The organism is Alistipes sp. CHKCI003 (assembly GCF_900021155.1).
GTDB classification, from domain to species: domain Bacteria; phylum Bacteroidota; class Bacteroidia; order Bacteroidales; family Rikenellaceae; genus Alistipes; species Alistipes excrementavium.
On sequence record NZ_FCNT01000014.1, the window covers coordinates 1 to 18,049 of the forward strand.

Annotated in this window: 13 protein-coding genes and 1 tRNA gene; 4 read left to right on the forward strand and 10 right to left on the reverse strand. The window is 41.4% G+C overall.

Going from position 1 to position 18,049, the window contains the following annotated elements; translation table 11 throughout:
- Positions 1-240 precede the first annotated feature (240 nt).
- From BN3659_RS02505 to BN3659_RS12740, 3 genes are all read left to right on the forward strand, one after another.
- Positions 241-315: transfer RNA gene (locus BN3659_RS02505), tRNA-Pro, on the forward strand.
- A 195-nt stretch (positions 316-510) separates the two neighbouring features.
- Entirely contained in the window at positions 511-1,773 is a 1,263-nt protein-coding gene (locus BN3659_RS02510; protein ID WP_091534339.1) for an AAA family ATPase, read from the forward strand.
- A 2-nt stretch (positions 1,774-1,775) separates the two neighbouring features.
- The gene (locus BN3659_RS12740; protein ID WP_141682462.1) at positions 1,776-2,291 is read left to right on the forward strand and encodes a hypothetical protein; all 516 of its coding nucleotides are present in this window, start codon (positions 1,776-1,778) and stop codon (positions 2,289-2,291) included.
- 42 nt (positions 2,292-2,333) lie between these two features.
- Here the strand turns inward: BN3659_RS12740 and BN3659_RS02515 are convergent, their stop codons facing one another.
- The 5 genes from BN3659_RS02515 to BN3659_RS02530 all read right to left on the reverse strand — a co-directional run bounded on the left by BN3659_RS02515 (position 2,334) and on the right by BN3659_RS02530 (position 6,315).
- Complete coding sequence (locus BN3659_RS02515; RefSeq protein WP_091534341.1) at positions 2,334-2,726, reverse strand: hypothetical protein; 393 nt, start codon at positions 2,724-2,726, stop codon at positions 2,334-2,336.
- A gap of 321 nt (positions 2,727-3,047) precedes the next feature.
- A complete protein-coding gene (locus BN3659_RS12745) occupies positions 3,048-3,392 on the reverse strand; it encodes a hypothetical protein (protein ID WP_141682463.1) in 345 nt (114 codons plus the stop codon).
- Between the two features lie 241 nt (positions 3,393-3,633).
- A complete protein-coding gene (locus BN3659_RS02520) occupies positions 3,634-4,572 on the reverse strand; it encodes a leucine-rich repeat protein (protein WP_091534342.1) in 939 nt (312 codons plus the stop codon).
- A gap of 102 nt (positions 4,573-4,674) precedes the next feature.
- Positions 4,675-5,478 (reverse strand): PL29 family lyase N-terminal domain-containing protein, encoded by an 804-nt coding sequence (locus BN3659_RS13035; protein WP_091534344.1) that lies wholly within the window; start codon positions 5,476-5,478, stop codon positions 4,675-4,677.
- A gap of 159 nt (positions 5,479-5,637) precedes the next feature.
- Complete coding sequence (locus tag BN3659_RS02530; RefSeq protein WP_171847681.1) at positions 5,638-6,315, reverse strand: hypothetical protein; 678 nt, start codon at positions 6,313-6,315, stop codon at positions 5,638-5,640.
- Between the two features lie 452 nt (positions 6,316-6,767).
- Between BN3659_RS02530 and BN3659_RS02535 the strand changes: the two genes are divergently transcribed.
- Positions 6,768-7,901, forward strand: coding sequence for a site-specific integrase (locus BN3659_RS02535; protein ID WP_091534347.1), 1,134 nt, complete (start codon positions 6,768-6,770; stop codon positions 7,899-7,901).
- Positions 7,902-8,252: 351 nt separating this feature from the next.
- On the opposite strand, the gene BN3659_RS02540 is transcribed toward BN3659_RS02535, so the two are convergent.
- From BN3659_RS02540 to BN3659_RS02560, 5 genes are all read right to left on the reverse strand, one after another.
- The gene (locus BN3659_RS02540) at positions 8,253-9,383 is read right to left on the reverse strand and encodes an AAA family ATPase (protein WP_091534349.1); all 1,131 of its coding nucleotides are present in this window, start codon (positions 9,381-9,383) and stop codon (positions 8,253-8,255) included.
- Positions 9,384-9,816: 433 nt separating this feature from the next.
- Positions 9,817-11,091 (reverse strand): restriction endonuclease subunit S, encoded by a 1,275-nt coding sequence (locus BN3659_RS02545; protein ID WP_091534350.1) that lies wholly within the window; start codon positions 11,089-11,091, stop codon positions 9,817-9,819.
- Entirely contained in the window at positions 11,092-11,502 is a 411-nt protein-coding gene (locus tag BN3659_RS02550) for a hypothetical protein (protein ID WP_091534352.1), read from the reverse strand.
- Between the two features lie 4 nt (positions 11,503-11,506).
- Positions 11,507-13,138 (reverse strand): HsdM family class I SAM-dependent methyltransferase, encoded by a 1,632-nt coding sequence (locus tag BN3659_RS02555; RefSeq protein WP_091534353.1) that lies wholly within the window; start codon positions 13,136-13,138, stop codon positions 11,507-11,509.
- Between the two features lie 2 nt (positions 13,139-13,140).
- A complete protein-coding gene (locus BN3659_RS02560) occupies positions 13,141-16,353 on the reverse strand; it encodes a DEAD/DEAH box helicase family protein (protein ID WP_224757903.1) in 3,213 nt (1,070 codons plus the stop codon).
- Positions 16,354-18,049: the final 1,696 nt, after the last annotated feature.

The window sequence follows — 18,049 nt, forward strand, 5'->3', positions numbered from 1 at the left end:
GTCCCGGAGAGGCTCGGGGTGTCGGTAGTGCCGGAAGTATGGGCGGCGCGGGCGGCGGAAAGGCTTGGCGATGAGGTGCGGAACCGACTTGCGCAGCCGGCGGCGATGCGGGCTGCGGAGAGCGGTGTGAAGGGCGGAAGCGATTTCATATCGCACAAAAATAGAAAAAATTATGCGAGAATTGTGTGATTTCGCAAAAATATACTATATTTGCAGTCCCAAAGCAAAGGGAAACGGTATCGGGGCGTAGCTCAGTCCGGTTAGAGTACACGTCTGGGGGGCGTGTGGTCGCTGGTTCGAATCCAGTCACCCCGACTGATGGAAAACTCTTGATATTCAATCGAATATCAAGAGTTTTCCTTTTGCAGTATATAGCCGGAAAAATGACGGCGGTACACAAGTGGTACATAAATAGTTGCTATTTAATATTTTTAGTTAAAGAATCTGCTCAAACTGATATTATATATTACATTCTTTTTACTATTTTTGTATGACCTAAATACTTGAGTTATGGTAATAAAAACACTTTTTTTGGAAAATTATAAAGGCTACAAGCGGGTGTTTCTGCCCCTTGTTGATGTTAATTTTTTTGTGGGTGAAAATAGTTCAGGAAAAACAGCTGTTCTAAATTTGTTATATTTAATACACCAACCAGACTTTTGGTTGTCAGGAAATTTAAATAGCAATGAAGTGGAATTAGGTTATTTTGAGGAAATTATTAATAAATTTTCGAATGATTTGGAGTCTTTTAGCATTGGTTTAGAAGTGCTTGAACAACCGAATGAAACTCTTTCTTATTTTAAATTTAGATATGTCAATAAAAAAGGGACGCCTGTCTTGGACGAAATGCAATACCTTGTAGGGGACAAAACAGTGTTGATTAAATATTTTATTAATAAAAAGAATGGGGTTTCATATAAAATAAAAGATTTTAAAAAAACTTCATTTGAACAATGGATTAGTAATGATGATAGCTGGAGTGGATTTAAGCGGCTTAGTATTTCGAAAGACAAATCATTATATCAAGTTCGCACATTGTTGGAGGAAAAATTGCGTCAATTAGGTATTCGGAGTGATACAAGATACTCTTTCTTTTTTACAAATTTTAGTTGGATTGCGCCTATTCGAGCTAAACCTCAACGTTATTATGAGAGCTTTTCTGTTAATCAATCAAGTGATGGCGCTCATATTCCTGTTGTTTTACATAACTTATTTCAAAAGGCATCAAATGGTACAGACCTTATAATAAGAGCATTAGAAAAATTCGGAAAAAATAGTAATTTATTTGATTCGATAAAGATTGCTCGATTCAGTAAACAAAAAGGTTCTCCATTTGAAATAGATATAACATATAATTCGATGCCAATAAAAATTACAAATGTTGGATATGGGGTTTCTCAAATTATGCCTGTTTTGGTTGAGCTATTAATTACTAAAGGGGAGCTTATTGCGATTCAACAGCCTGAAGTCCACTTACATCCTAAAGCACAAGCGGCATTTGGCGAATTTATTTTTGATAACTGCATAAGTAATAGAAATAGGTTTGTGATGGAAACTCATAGTGATTATACAATAAATAGATTTCGATATTTATTACATAAATCACAAAGAAAAAGTTTACCGCAAGCGCAAGTTATCTTTTTTGAGCGAACAGATAATGGAACAATGTTTCAGGCACTTCCAATTTTGCCTAATGGTCGTTATCCTGATGATTTGCCTTCAAGTTTTGGGGAATTCTTTATGAATGAGGAATTACGATTATTGGAAATTTGATTATGTGCATTATAATAGATACAAACTGTTTTGCAAATGTGTTTAATAAAACATCCGCAAGGCATAATGAATTTGTTCCTGTATTAAAATGGATAATTTCAGGTAAAGGGAAAGTTGTATATGGTGGTACAAAATATATTGAAGAGCTAAAAAAAGCATCTAAATATATGAAAATATTTAGTCTGATGAATATGTATAATTGTGCTATTCACATAGAGGATCAACAGGTCGATCATGAGCAAGTATATTTTGAAACTAATATAGTTGATCCTAATTTTGATGATCCTCATTTGATGGCCATTGTGTTAACATCAGGATGTAGGCTCATTTGTTCTGAAGATGATAGATCTATCCCTTTTGTGACTAACACTCGGTTGTATCCACGAAGAATTAGCAAACCTAAATATTATAAGGGGTTAAGGCAAGTGCAACTATTATGTGATAACAATATTCCACCTCGATATAGACCTCTTTGTATTCGTCGTAATGGGCACTCCCCCTTGGATGTATTAGTGTAGTATTCGTTGTTTATTTAGTTTGTGTTGGCAGGCCTTGCAAATTTACTCTGCCGATGTCCCGATCAGTAACAGAATCGAATAGTCGGTTTCAGCCAGTTTTGCATCCGTGCCGCAGCCCCAGACGATATTAACCTGTGGGGCAAATTCGTGAATGACGGTTAAGAGGCTGCATAGGTCGTCGAAACTAATCTCCGATGCGGGATGATAGCTTACTTTTACAATCGCGTCGAGGTCGGCTTCGATGTGCAGGGCTTCCAATTCGGTGCGGAGTCGCTCCGCCAAGACGGGCATTGCGCCCTCTACTGTAATTAGGGCGCAAGATGCCGCGTTATTCAAAATGCGGTCGAAATCGTTCCGGACGATTTGCACCATATCGTCTTCCGATGGGCTAAATTGGGTGTCAAGATAGTGTCTGATTTCTTCTTTGTTTTTCATGTGATTTTGTTTTTGGGTAATACATTCCGGCTGTGAATACGCAGGTCGATTCAGCCGATATGGACTGGAGACCATCATTGCGGCTTGCTTATTTAAGCCCTATACATTGGCTCGAAACAGGTGGTTAATGAAATTTTATCGAGTCCCCGACTACATGAGCCGTAATCGCATCGCAGTATCTTCTGTCGGGATTTAACAAAGCGACCTGCCGGGTTGCGGCAGGTCGGGACAACTAAGAACGGTCGGGATAAAGATTCGGAAAAGATTTGGATAACAACTTACAGCTATGGACTTTATCCACGACTGGAATTGTATACGAGATTATTCTTTTTTCCGATAAAGGGTTTTGAATTCATACCTTATTTCATAAGTTTCGTTCAGATCGAATAATGCTCGTTTCAAAATTTTACCTAAAATGGTTTTTTGAGTATTTCTGTTCAAATAGCGTGTTGTTATGGTATTCAATGGTTCGGTGTTTTCCCAATCGACTTGATTTTCGCCGACTAAATTTTGTGCAGTAAACCATGTGTCTGCGGAGTAATTCTTTTCCTGTAAACGTCTGATTAGGTAGTCTGCAATTTCTTGGCGATTTTCAAGATTTGTTTGCCATGGGCAGCTATGTAATTCTTGACGTTGCCCATTATCATCAAAATAGATTAGTGCCATAGCTTAAAATTCGACTTCTTCGATAGGTGAAAATTCATCCCAATAATTTGTGCGCGGTAGGCATCCCTGCTTCCAACGGGAACTCCGAGATATTTACAATCACAAGACCGCATAATATCGTATTGAAGTATTGGAGGTTCGATTGCCTTACAATAGATTTTATTAAAATGGCCAGAAACGGCGGTGCCATTAACGCCAGTGAAGGCCCCAAAGCCTATGCTTTGTAGACCACTTCCTAATGTCAAATATCCATTAAAGGTGAGCTATAAAAGGCATGCTCTTTGATAACTTCTACTTGATCTGGGATGATAAGATTTCCTGTAAAGCTCTTACCGAGCTTGAAGCAATATTTGGGAATAGTTGTTATCCCTCTCTCTAATGTTAACGTAGTAAAACTGCAATCACTAAAGGCATAGCTGCCTAAGTTTATTACACTGTTAGGGATATGCAAATTTCCAGTTAATTTCCCACATAGGCGAAAAGCATTATTTCCTATGCTTTGTAAGTCATTGGGTAGGAGTAAGTTCCCAGCCAGCAATGAGCAATTATCAAAGGCGTTATTGCCAATCGAAACAACGGTTGATGGTATATCGATAGATGTAATGCTACTGTTAGAGAACGCATTGTCCGGTATAACTTCCAAATTCAGCGGTAGAATGACCGTTTTGACCGTACTTTCTTTGAAGCAACTGGCCGGAATGGTCGTATTGTCGATTTGTGCCAGATCGACGGATTCCAATGCGGACATGGTGCGCATGAAATCGTAGTCGAAAGTGTTGAGTTTACCCGTCAGTTTCAGTCCGATCAATTTCTCTTTTTCATCGGCGGAAATGTAGTTTTCCAATGTTCCTGCCGTTTCGACATGAACCGTTTTATATCCCGAAGCCTTTTGCGCGAACAGAATGCTTTGTGCTACCAGCCCGCTATCGTCTTTCAGGTTGACGGTTGAATAGCGATAGGTCGTGTTCGGATTGGCTTGGGCGATAAAAGTAAGAGTTTCTTTATGTGTCGCCGCGCGTGTTTCTGCAATAGACAGCCAAACACGATCTGCCTCCGGAATTTCCACCGTATAGGTTACATTGGTTTCCACTTCGACCTGCACGGTTTCGCCTTCTGCGGCAATCTCCACGGTGTCGGTCGAAACGATAATGACGCTCTCGACAAAATTGATAATGCGCATGATGGTATTCGTTCCTTTGGAGACAAATACCAAAATGCGGCTTGCTTCGAGGTCGTCCGATAGTGTTGTAACGATGATTTTCCCGGATCGGTAATCTGTCGGTCAAACAGACGCCTTATAGAGGTCTTGCGCTACCACCTCGATTCGTGTCGTTTCATCCACTCTGATAATCGTATATTCGATTTCATAGGTTTTTCCCGGCAAGACATTGATGGATTCCGTATTGCTGAATGTGATATCCAATTTTTCGGATGCCGTTGTTTTCGGAATCGTAATAGTGCTGTTGTCATTCAAGGTGAATATAACGCTGTCATCGGTTTCTTCGACATCCTTGAAGATGCCTCCGGCCTGTCCCGCCCCTTCCTGCTCGCCTTTATCGTCCGTTGCCTTGCCGAGCTGTGTCCACGATGCTCCGTCATAGGAGATATACCAGTATCCGCCCTCGATTTTCAATTGAGGCGTTATGCCGTCTTTTCCATTCTCTCCGGGCTTGCCATCCTGCTCGTCCTCGCCATCTTCGCTGGAGTTTCCGTCCTGCCCATCGTTGCCGTCCTGTCCCGGTTTACCATCTTGACCGTCGCGGCCTTCTGCTTTTATCTTGTTGCCGGAATCATCCGTCAGCCAGTCGCCGTTAAGCGTCCAGTAATAGATTCCGTCGGCATCCTGCTTTACTCCGATAACCGGGGTAGAGCCGTCTTTCCCGTCTTCGCCGGGTTTGCCGTCCTGACCGTCTTTTCCATCCTGTCCGTTGTAAATCGTAACCGGTGCGCTTTGGGTAAAGGAAATGGTGTAACCAATTGTTTTTCCGTCCTTGGTAATGGGGACACGCCGGTAATGTAGTCTTTGTTTTGGAGCGCATCGACAAGGATTTGCAGGGATGAAATGTAGGTGTTCATCTGCTTGCATAATTCTTCGAGTTTTGCGACCCTGTTTTCGAGGTCGTCCACGCGTCCGGTCAATGCCGAATCATCGTAATCGCTATTACAACCCCATAGAGCGGAAGCAGCGAATAATAAATAAAGAATCCGTTTCATTTTTTAATAGTTTATTAGGTACAAATAGTCGTTATTCGGCATCTCCCTTTACGGTTTTGTTGAAACAGTCCTGATGTCCGTAATATTTGCATTGGCGGGTAACCTGAATGCGGTTATAGTGGACGAGATACGATTGAGTTCCGTTTTTAACTCGCTCGGTTTTAACTCGGCCGAGGTATGCTTCATCAATTACTCGCATCGCCCAGAATCTTCCGCAGTTCCCGCAGCGGCGTGAAAATAGCCAGCGTAAAATTAGAAATACAAATAATCCAATGATGAGTAAAAGCCATAGTACTGGATTCCCTTTTTCTGATTTTGTATCAGGATATGGAGCTTCAGGCGCGGGTATAATTGGAGATACGGCTTGTTTGGATGATTGTATGATTTTCGGAGATGTAGAATGCGTTTGATTTTTGATCGGAGTAGATTGCGGTTTCGTTTCTTTTTGCTTTGGAATAATGACTGGCTCACGAGGAGTCTCGATTTCTTCGTGAATAATTTCCGGGGCAGGATTAGTTGGGGGTACAGAAACCGAGGGTTGCGGGGTTTTCTGCTCTTTTTTCTTTGCTGGCGCTCTTCTCTGCGTTCTTCTCGCTTTTGCCTCCGTTCTTCCCGACGTTGTTCTCGCAGGGCTTTTTTGTCGGTCTCCTGTGTTGGCGGTGCGGCATACATACCGGATGCGGCCAATATGAAGAACATAAGCCCGCAAGTGATTAGTTTTTTCATAGCACAGGTTTTTGTTGCCATCCTGTTCCGATATGGCTGATTTACATGAAAAAAGTGTGGAACAGTCGTCTTATTGAGTAGGGAGGCTCTGGTAAGCCTTAGACACCAATAAAACAATGCCCCACACCTGTAATAGTAGGCGATGATGACCGCATACCATACAAGCAATGAGCGCGCTGTTTTATCCCTGTGTCTGTCATGTGAAATTTTTATTAGATTTATATAGTATGAGTTGGAGAAGAAATTAAAAACCAATTAATTGAAAATGAATAATCTGTATAATGAGTATTTATCTTGTATTTATATCTTCACTTGTTTTGCTTGATTATTGTTGCTTAGCTCTTTTTAGGTGCATTTTTGTTCCTTATTTGTTCCTCAGGCTCGGCTTTTATTTGTGGTTTTGCAGCAGAAATAACGAGTAAAAGAGGAGGAACTATGCCACGAGTGAGGAAGCCTGCAAAAGTCAAAGAACCTATCCGTCTTCGGATGAAAGATTTAGCAAACGGAAACAAAAGCCTGTATTTAGATATATACCGTGACGGCAAACGGACATACGAGTATCTGAAGATGTATATCATTCCCGAAACGGATCATTATGCCCGCAATCAGAATCAAATGACGATGGCAGCCGCCAATGCCATCAAGTCGAAGCGTATCATCCAACTGACCAGCGGTGAGGCAGGGATTGTAAACAAGGAAAAATTTTACTTGCTTAATTGGATGGACATCTATAAAAGAAATCAGGAAAAACGAGGCAAAAAGGATGGCAACCAAATTAAAGTAACGATCCGAATCCTGAAAGATTTTGCTGGAGAGTGGGTGACGATGGATCAAATCGACAAGGCTTTTTGTCAAGACTACCTCGACTACCTACAAACGCAATATCGCCCCAAAGGAAGGCGTGTATCGAACTTTACGCTCCATACCTATTACCGTATTCTGAACGGAGCTTTAAACGCCGCCGTGCGTGCGGAAATCATCAAAACGAATCCGTTTACCAAAATCAACAACTCGGATAAAATTCGTTTACCGGAGAGTAAGTGGTCGTATATGACTATAGAAGAGGTGCGAGCACTGATTGCCACCCCGATGAAAAACGAGGCTGTAAAACAGGCTTATTTGTTCTCCTGCTTCTGCGGACTGCGGATAAGCGACATTATCGGGCTGAAATGGAAAGATGTGTTTGTAGACAGAGGACAATGCCGTTTGGCCATATCCATGCAAAAGACCAAAGAACCGATCTATTTGCCGCTTTCTCCCGAAGCTTTGAAATGGATGCCTGAACGTGGAGATAAGACAGCGGAAGACCATGTATTTGACTTGCCTAGCCCAACGACGATAAACACGCTTCTCAAACCTTGGGCGAAAGCGGCAGGAATCGACAAGCGGTTCACATTCCACACGGCGAGGCATACATTCGCCACGATGATGCTGACACTCGGTGCAGACCTCTATACGACCTCGAAACTGCTCGGCCATGCGGATGTCAAGATGACGCAGGTGTACGCCAAAATCATCAATCAGAAAAAGGACGATGCCGTTAATCTGGTAAACGGTTTGTTCGACTGATCCCCAATAAATTTCCGGTTCTGTCGGTAAAGTTTCAGAAGCCAGAATTATTCACCTTACAGGCTTGAATTTCAAGTTTAGTTTAGTTGGGCGTATATAAGAAGAAAAACTAAACAAATCGCTTTGGGCAGAAATGAGGGAAAAAGAAAATCAGGCGGATTGTGTTGTTCTTTCCCTCCTATCCGTTGCCTTCGTAAAGCCTTGTTCGGGACTTCGTGCCGATATTTTTCCACTGCGGTGTCCGGCAGCTTTTCGGTTTGTCCGACGGTTTTACGGGACACAAAACCTATACTTGCTCCCCGAATACGTTCAAGCGCTGGCGAGCTACCGACATTCTTTCTCCGACGCGGATCACGCCCCTAATTCCCGTTTCAGCCACACCGTCATTACAGGATCGGGGATGACCGCCTGACGCTTTTCGATTTCGATAAGCTCTTTCTTGACCAGCGCCCGTTTTACGATGCTGACATTGGCCGACGAACCGAGTTGATATTTTTGCAGAACCTCCTGCGTGGTAAATTCACTATGAACCCCGTCTAAAATGGCTCGCAGGAAATTCATCTGATAGGTCGTAAGGCTCTCGGTCTGCTTCTCGAACAGCGGCGTGTTCTGATCGATAATATCCTGGTACGCTTCCTCGAAATCCTGCTTCGTTGCGACTTTGTCCGTATGAATCCATACCAGCCATGCCAACTGCTGCACATACGAAGAATGGTTATCAACCCTTTGGCATATCTTTTCGGCCAGCTCTTTCGAGATATGTTTGCCCGTGGCCTCGAAACGGCCGCAGATGTAGTCGATCCAGTCCGCTGTTCCTATCTTCTGTAAATAAATAACATCGCCGAACTTGTAAAACGGCAGGCTCTTTTTCTCGAACAGCTCGTTCATCAAATGTTTCTTGCTGCCGAACAAACAATAAGAGACCGATTTCTGCAACTGCCATACGGAGCGCAGCCGCTTCTGGAATGTTTTGGAATCCTTGAACTCGGCGATCTGCTGGAACTCGTCGATGCAGACGACGATATTATAACCTTTTTTCTGCGCTATTTTTTCGGGAAGTTGTAGGATTTCGTCGATGTCGCTGCTCTTGGAATTCAGTTCGAGCGATATGGAGAAATCCGTCATCGGGTCCGGCCCCATTGAAATTTTGGGGCTGATACGGGAAAGAAATAATTTGATATTCTCCAGCCATTCATCCACCTTCGAGGAAGTCTGTTTAAGAATGGCGGACGCAAAAGCATTGTAAAAATCCCTGTCACTGCGACAAGAAAAAATGTCGATATAAACGATCTCTAATTTATCGAACTGTGCCAGGCGACACGCTTTCTGTACCAAAGACGTTTTACCCCAGCGACGAGGCGAAATCAACACCGTGTTCACACCATGCCGGAAATTCAACAACAGGCGTTCCGTTTCTTTCTCCCGATCGGTAAAGTTATCACCCGAGGTCGCAACACCGAATATAAAAGGCTTGTTCTCCATAAGTCTTCAACTATTATTCGTGGGCAAAGATAAGTAATATAATTGTTACTAATAATATCATTACTAATAGAATTGTTAGAAGTAGTTGATCTTGGATCGAAGCCCGTTTTCAGTTTTTATCGTCGTTTGAAAATATATCTATTCGGTTGGACATCTGTCTGCGATTCGTATTTTTTCAGATGGCAGGCATTTGTCGAAGCTATTTTTGTTTGGGCTTGCCCACCTGCCACGAAACGCAGGGAGGGGGTAGCTCAATACCCCGACAGACATTCGTCATCGGGAGGGTTGCCATACAATCTGCAAGCAGAGGTAAAGAGATTATGCAATATAAAACGAATTTTGAAGTGGCAAACAGACTAAATCCCAGGCTATACCCTTGAATAGCAAAATCGCATTGCCGAAACACTACTCAAGATCGAGCGAAAAGCGTGTATTAATCAGCAGATAAATCAGAATTTACCGATACTTGACCGTTCATTAGGAGTGGTAAGAGTTCGTCTCGTTGCTTAGTCAGTTCTCTTAGTTCATTCTGAACTTCAAGGACTTTATTAATCAAAGGAGCTACACAATTTGAATATTTTTTAGCTGTTTCATTATTAGGCTTTGCATAATAATAATTCTTGGCGTCCTGCCAACTAAGAACTGGTTGCTCTGACCCATAAGAAAACTTAGTAGCATAAGAAATGAAATACTCAGAATTTATAATTTGATAATCAAACCCCAATGTACTTTCATTTATTGCTTTTAATACAATTACTGTATCTCTTGTAACTCCATCAAAGGGTGCAATGCATACTTTATGGAAATATACTCTACGATTTGATAGAAGAATGTTTCCTTTCTCAAATTTACATAATCCACTCACAGCATTTTCAATAGGTGCAGTATCGTGAAAGCTCATTTGCTTTCTTGGTAATACTTCTATAGGAGCATATAACAAATGTTGTATATCCTCTTTCTTGGCTTTATCAGATACAACCTGAAATGAATTTTCAAGTTTTGCTATATTCCACCCTTCCGGAATCTCTCTCTTGAGCTTTTCATTCCAAACCATTTCACCACCACTTGATTTATAAGGTTTGCCTTCCTCATTCGGAAAGTCAAACTGCACAAACCAATAATCATAGAGTTGCTTTGCCATTGCCTCTAAATTCTGATTTATCGCACGGTTAAGCGAAATTTTTCGGTCTATCAAAGAGAAAAAATTGCCTATTGCTTCCTGCTCCTTCAGTGTAGGTGGTAATAGAACTGGAAAAGAATTCAGAGCTTCTCCAGAAAGAGCATATCGTTGCCCGCTTCCGGAGGCATTAAAGGCAAAATATCTTTTTGCATAATCGGTGTGAAACAATGCATTGAGATATTTCCCATTCAGCAACTTGGGATTAGGCGTGATTAGTGCATTGTGATAGCCTAATACTACATCATCAAAATCATCGGCTATATAAGTAGATATTCCTATATCATCTCTTGTCTCGCTATCTTTTGTTAGAACAACCTGCCCTTTTTTGATTGTAAATTTATTTATTTCTGTTTGACGGGCAGTGGCTTCCATGAAGTTTGCAGCCATTTCGGAAGTGATAGCCCAATTGCGATAAACATCGACAAAATTACATAGCCGAACAGGAAACTCCCCAGCTATGCATTTTTTATCAACCCCGCTAATCTCTATATTAGCAATGTCGCCTAATTTATATTTTGTTAACTTCATTTACCATATTGCCTTTTTAATATAGTCTTGAATCAGAGATAGATTTACCTCAATCTCTTTGCGCTTGGCCAATAACTGATTAAGATGTGCTTTTTGTTCCGCCTTTTCTTGTGCGGTTATGATGTGGTCAATTCTTGCTCCGCCTACAAAAGGATATACGGTATCGACTTCCATTTGCACATCTTCAATTTGGCTATCTAATTCTACGAGTTGCTGTTGGTATTTTCGCTGAGCTTCTACTATGTCCAAATTATTTGCCGCCACAAATACATCGAGCAGGTGGTGAATAGCCTTAATCTGTTCCTGTGCATCTTTCGATGAACTGCGAGCAACATTTAGCGCAACAATTATAGCAATTACACTAATTATAGGGCTTAATAGCGTAGCCCATTGAGTCAAGCCGGCCAACATAACACTATTGGTTAAATTTCAATGTCTTCAACTGTGCCATTATCACCTTTTCAAGCCGGTGGCTTTCCGCAAATTGTTCGGTAAGTGTTTTTTCGTAGCCTGCCATACGCTTGTTGAACTCCTTTTCGGTTATATCGACATACTCAATCTTAATATCAAAATACTGTCCGGCTGAGAAGCTATACCCTTTTTCCGCTACTTCTTCGTAGGACGGAGTAACCGAGAATTGGTCTATCGCTTTTTTGTTTCGGAAAGTATCTACAATCTGCGCGATCTCATAAGGACGAAGATTCGTCTTTTGGTTCTTTCCTATTTTGACAGTTTCGCCAAGTTTGCTTGCGTCAATAAACACGGGCTTCTCTGTCTTATTTTTATCAATGAAAACCACGCTGACGTTCGTACCTGTGTTAGCGAAGACATTACTTGGCATACTTACCACACCTTTCAGAATCTTATTATCCACGAGGTGTTTGCGTATTTTAAAGGCAATACCATTCTTGGCTGTAATAAATCCGGTAGGCACAACGATAGCCCCTTTACCTGTTTCTTTCAGGCTGTAAAGCAAATGTTGAAAAAAGCATAGGTAAATTTCCATACTTTTCTTATCCTTATTGGGTATGTTGGGAATACCCGCAAAGAAACGTCCACGGTAATGGTCAGCTTTGAGATCGGAATGGTACTCGGAAAAATCGAGCTTGAAAGGCGGGTTGCTGACGATATAGTCAAACTTACGAAGCTTGTGTCCCTCTTTGTGATAAGGGTGCTTCAGCGTATTGCCTTGTATGACGTGCGTCAGAGAATGGCTCATGCTGTTCAATATAAGATTCAGCATTAACATGGTCGAAGACTTGTCACTAATATCCTGCGTGAAAACCGTACAGTTCTGTTCCCCAATTTGGTGGGCAAGTGCGATGACAAGCGTACCTGTCCCTGCCGAGGGGTCGTAACAAGTCACACTCTTTACATCCTCGTTCTTATCAACGAGCAATTGAGCCATAATAGAGGCAATGGCGTGTGGCGTATAGTATTCGGCATAGTTGCCGCCACCGTTGGAGTTGTAGTCCTTGATCAGGTATTCAAAGATGGTGGAGAAGAAATCATACCCTGCGGCAAAAGCTGCTTCAAAAGAGAAACTTGCCACGTCGCCGATTAACGATTTGCAAAAGCCGTTTTTCTTGGCAGAGCCTCCTGTTATCACCTCTGAAAGCGGTTTCATAATGGAGATACGGGTTTCGTCCTCGTTGAGAATGTAGAAAATCTCCTCATTAGTGTCGGCGATAGCCTCCAATGTCGCATCAAATAAAGTCGCAAAATTATCCTCATTCTGACGTTTCGCAAGATACGGAATCAGATGCTCTTTTTTCAATACAATGGTGTCGAGCATCATATCACACATTTCTTCGTATTCATCATCGGACAGTTGCTCCAATGCCTCATAAACATCCTTCGCTTTGGCAAGTTCGGGCAGTGTACGTTTTGCCTCATAGATAAACTTATCATTGAGGAATTTGTATAGAAACGTTTCTACGATAACCGTATATTCATTTCCACTGTTACCAAGGCCAATATTGTTTGTCGTACTTTTCAGACGGTCGATAAGATCTTTTGTCTGTTGCTTTATGGTGTTGATAGCCATAATCAGTATATGGTTTGATATTCTTTGAAAATAATGTCACTAACATATTTACGAGCCGGACGCGCCGTGGAAATCTGCGCCTCCTTAAAACGGCGGGTGACGTAAGTTAATATGTTTTTAGTAAAGTAAGCCGGGGTCTCGACAATCGCCTCATTATGGAAGAAAGCATCGTCTACATCTTCTTTTATGAGTAGCAAGACAGCCGTCACCTGCTCTTTCTTCTTTGTCCAAGCATAGGTACGAGGTTCGGTATGCTCCCGTTCTTCTCTGTCGGCCTGTTCGGTCAAACGCTTCTCGATACGCACGAACTTGGTGTCTCCATTATAGGCGATCGCCTTCAATGCATCGCGTTCGTTCATTTGGCGAATGCGTTTCAGTATGCCGTTAATGTTTTGAACACGGTCGTGCATATTAAACTCACCTTCTGATTCCATCTCTTTCTTCTTGAAAAGTGCGAGGAAGTCTGCGAGGATAGAACGATACTCCGGATCATCGGGGTCAACGCAAGCGTTCAATTGGTTACGTGTGTGAGCCACCGATTGTCTATATTGCTCTTGAAGTTCAAGTTCCTCTTCACCTTTCTTATAGAACGAGAAGTGTATGTTCTCCAAAGCGGCATTCAGCAGTTGCTTCACGCTTTCGCGGTCATTCGAGTTCTGTTCATACGAGAGAAGGTCAAGGCGATTGCGCGCCGCTTTGATAAAATTTGATATTTCGGGTATATCGACAATCTTTTTCACTTCCGGACTTTCCTGTGAGATTAGCATATTCTGCATACTGCGCAGGATTTCCAAACTTTTGTTTACGGAACGGACGGTGGCAAGATCATCCACCAAATTGAGCTGGCGAGAAAAAATTTGAGGGTTGGTCAAATCGTAGTCAGCCAAAGTTACTTTAGCGTCTGCGACATTTCTCATTGCTTCCTCAATGGTAACAAACAGCCTATCCATAGAAGAAGTGTGTTTTTGACCGACCTCTTTTTCAAGTTCTTCTTGGTAGTCCTTATGTGTCTTGCTATATTCTTCCTCGATGTTGGCAAAGTCTACAACATGCCCGAACTTCATAGCTTTATACGGGCGATTAACACGCGTAAGCGTTTGCAGCAAATTGTGTTCCTTGACCATGCGGTGTAGATACAATTTCTTCAATCGCGGAGCGTCAAAACCCGTTTGCAACATTTGGAATACGATTAATAAATCGATTCTTCCGTTTTTGAACAAGTCAATCCATTTGGAACGGGTGGATTTATCGAAACTGTCATAGAGAATAAGGGCAGCGCGGTAACGTCCTTTTCGAGGCGAGGTCTTCTTGACCTCAATTTCGTTAGCCGAAATACTGCGGTAGATTATTTGCCCATCCTCGCCCGTATAATTGTCGAGTTCCGATTCATCGGCATAGTTTTCCAAAAACAGCCGATACATCATTATCGCTTGTTCTTTACTGTTGCATACGGCAAGTGCGCCCAATGATGGGTCGGAATACTTGCTTCGGAACTCCTGCAAATCATTGATTATGTAGTCGAGTAAAGGGTGTACATAGTTCTCGTGGGCATAGACATCGACTTCTTTAACAGTTTGCTTTTTTACCCTTATGCTGTTAAGGGCTTCTTTCATTGTTATCTTAAAGTTCGACCCGATGTCTTCGCGTATGAGCCGAAGCGTGTAACCATCTGCAATAGAAGCGTTATAATAATATGTATGGATATAATCACCAAAAATATCTTTGGTATTATATCCTTCGCCGATTATGGGTGTACCCGTCAATGCTATTTTGATTGCATTCTCATCGCTCGCAATCAAATTTTTCAAAAAACAGCCTTTGGGATTGTAATTACGATGCGCTTCGTCAATAAAATAAATGCGCTTCACCTTGACGTTATACGCATTTTTAGCGAGTGCCCGGCTGTCTTGGGAAAACTTTTGGATATTGACAACGGTTATCTCCAATTTGCCTTCTTGGTTTTGTGTGGTCACACCATCCTTTATCAGATTGGCAAAGTCTTCTTTGTTTTGAATAGGATTGACTTTCAATCCTCTGCGGGTAAACTCTTTTTGTGCCTGCTCCAAAAGATCGATACGGTCTACAATAAAGAAGAATTGCGGGACTATGCCTTGGCTAGAATAATAATCGGTCAGATATTTGACATTAAAATACGCAAGCGCAGTCTTTCCACTACCTTGGGTATGCCAAATAATACCCTTACGTTCCTCCTTATCAAGGTGTCGCTCAATCGATTTTGTTGCGAATACTTGCGGATAGCGCATAATGTGTTTTTGCAGTCCATTGGGATGGTCTACATAGGCTATCCCATAGCGCAAGAAGAAATAGAAACGTTCAAAACTGAACAAACTCTCACAAATGCGCTTAGTAGGTGTCTCGACTTTGCAATTCGTTTTGTACTCACTATTGTTTTTGTATTGAGGCACATTATTGTCACGCAGCAATATTTCCTCGTCCTCGGCAGAAACAGTGTTATATCTTTTCTGAATAGGGAAACTATCTTGTCCTTCCTCGTGAAAGCAATTATAGAGGGTATCGGTTTTGCCGATAGTAGCGTAATAAGCTCCCTGTTTCAGTTGTTCGTCGTATTCCATATCGTTACTGAATACCATTATTTGCGTGATATTCAAATAACGGCGGAAACAAGGATTGGCAAACCGTGTTCTCATACGGTTGCGCTCAGCATCGATTCCTTCATGGTTGTTCTCCTTTTTCACTTCAATAAAAGCCAAAGGCAAGCCATTGACGAAAATGGTTATGTCGGGACGAAAGTTGTCGCTTGACAGATCGCCACAAGTCATTTCGGTTGCCACTTGGAATGTGTTGTTGTGAATGAAGTTCGCGGGAGAAGACAAGTCGATTATTTTGTTCGTAGTGTCAAGTAGTATTTCTTTGTAAAACTGCCTGCCGAGATCGTCGTTGTTGAGCGACTTCTGAATGCGATGAAGCATAGCGTCTGCATCTTCTTGTGTAGATAGAGGATTCAGATGTAAATAGGCTTCCGAAAACGGTTGTAACAAAATGTTCGTAAGAGTATCGGATTCCGTTTTTGGAATCGTCACATACTTAGTGAACAATCCTTTTTGAGATATGTATTTATACCCCATTCCCATGAGATGCATAAGAGTGGGGAATTTTACTCTGCTATCTTCACTAAACGCACCCATAGCAAACATTTTACTTCCATTAAAATAAAACACTTCTACTATCTGCAAAATAAAGCCTATCAGACAGTGAAAGTGTTTATATCTTGTTTCAATAATTTATTTCAAGTTATCAACACAATTATTTAACAGGTGTAAAGTTAGTACTTTTTATCGAGACGGGCTGCATGTTTGAAGATTAAGTTCAGGAAGACTCTTGCCAAATGACCTAAATGTCAGATTCTGTATAATCCCTAATGGAGCCGTTATTTCCGTTGATTTAACTATAGATTTGAACGGACTTTCCGACTCCGGAAAAGAAGCCCTGTCCTCTGCCCGAGCAAGTGCTTTTCGAGATGTGCAAATTGTTTCGCGCTTTTGAGATAATATGCTTCAACACAATCCAGTTGTAGCCCTATACGGTATTGATGCGACATTGTTTCTTCGTCCGTAGGAAATACTCGAAACCGTTGATAAATGTAAGATTTAACTCTTTTAGAGAAAATATCGTTCCGCTTGTAAGTATACGGAAGAGACATATATAGATGTCTATAATACATACGGTCTTGTATCGTTAAAATACACCTTGTGTCCTGTTGTGGTGCCTAACTTTCTTGGCAAATTCGGAGATAGGTGTCTTTCAATTTGGTCGCGGGTTACCTTCCACACGGATTTTATCGACTACAAAGTTAATTCTTTGCGCTTCGATGCTTTTGCCTATAGCACAGTTATTCTTCATATGTCCCACAATTGCAAGAGGACATCCATCTTGCAACTGAACTCTTACACGATTCGGCTTCATGCAGGCTTTTCGTTGGCTCTGCTTTTATAGAAAAAGCATAATGAACACTATTCAGCTAATTCTCCACAATTTGTTCAAATGTCAGTTTTCGCTATGTGTTTATTTTTAAAAGAACTGGGATACAGGGGTTGAATGCCCTTGTATTTCGGTTCTTTTATGTCGTCCCGTCTGTAAAGATTAAAAGTTTAGAATGGGTCTTCGGTAGACTGGTGATTTTTGCAGAGTGTTTTGCATATTTATAAGAGGCATGAAGATTCGGTTTAATCAAGTTAGCTTTATATATAAGCTAAACTAATGTAAACTAAATTCAGGCGGGTAGATTGGATTGCCTGTACGCTTTTGTTTTTGGAAAATGTTTAGCTTCGCAAATGCGATGCATCTCGATAACTCTTTTTCTTTTGGTCAGTAAGAAACAAGTATTATTCAAGCGATAGGAGGGGGATAATGCAATTGTCAGGAAAAACGCTCCTAAATGTACTGACGAAAAGAAAAAGAAACACGAAACAAGAGTGCCGAGAGGTGCTTAGATTGCCGATGCTATATCCCCTTTCGTTCCTATATCGTTTCTTTCAACGGTTGTTTTTAACTGTATTTTGCTGAATGAATGTTGTTTATGCAAATATCAGATAACATTTTCCAGATTTCCCTACACGGAATAAAAGCGAACACTTTTACTATATGTACGCCACTCTCGTGGCCCTACAAAGGTAAAAAAATGTTTTGCTTAGTGCAACACTCAGTCGGGGCATTGTCGTACAAATTTGAGCGAAATATTCTGAAAAATCAATATTGACCTTATGCTATGTTTAAGGTAAACTCCACATATTGACCTTTACGAAAAAGGGGCTGTCTAACAAGTTTAGATGGCCCCTTAAAATTTTTTTTAGTGCCCAAATCCATAAAATGGATAGTTTTAATAACAAATAAGGTGCAAATATTTTGCAGAATAAGAGACGATTTTCTATA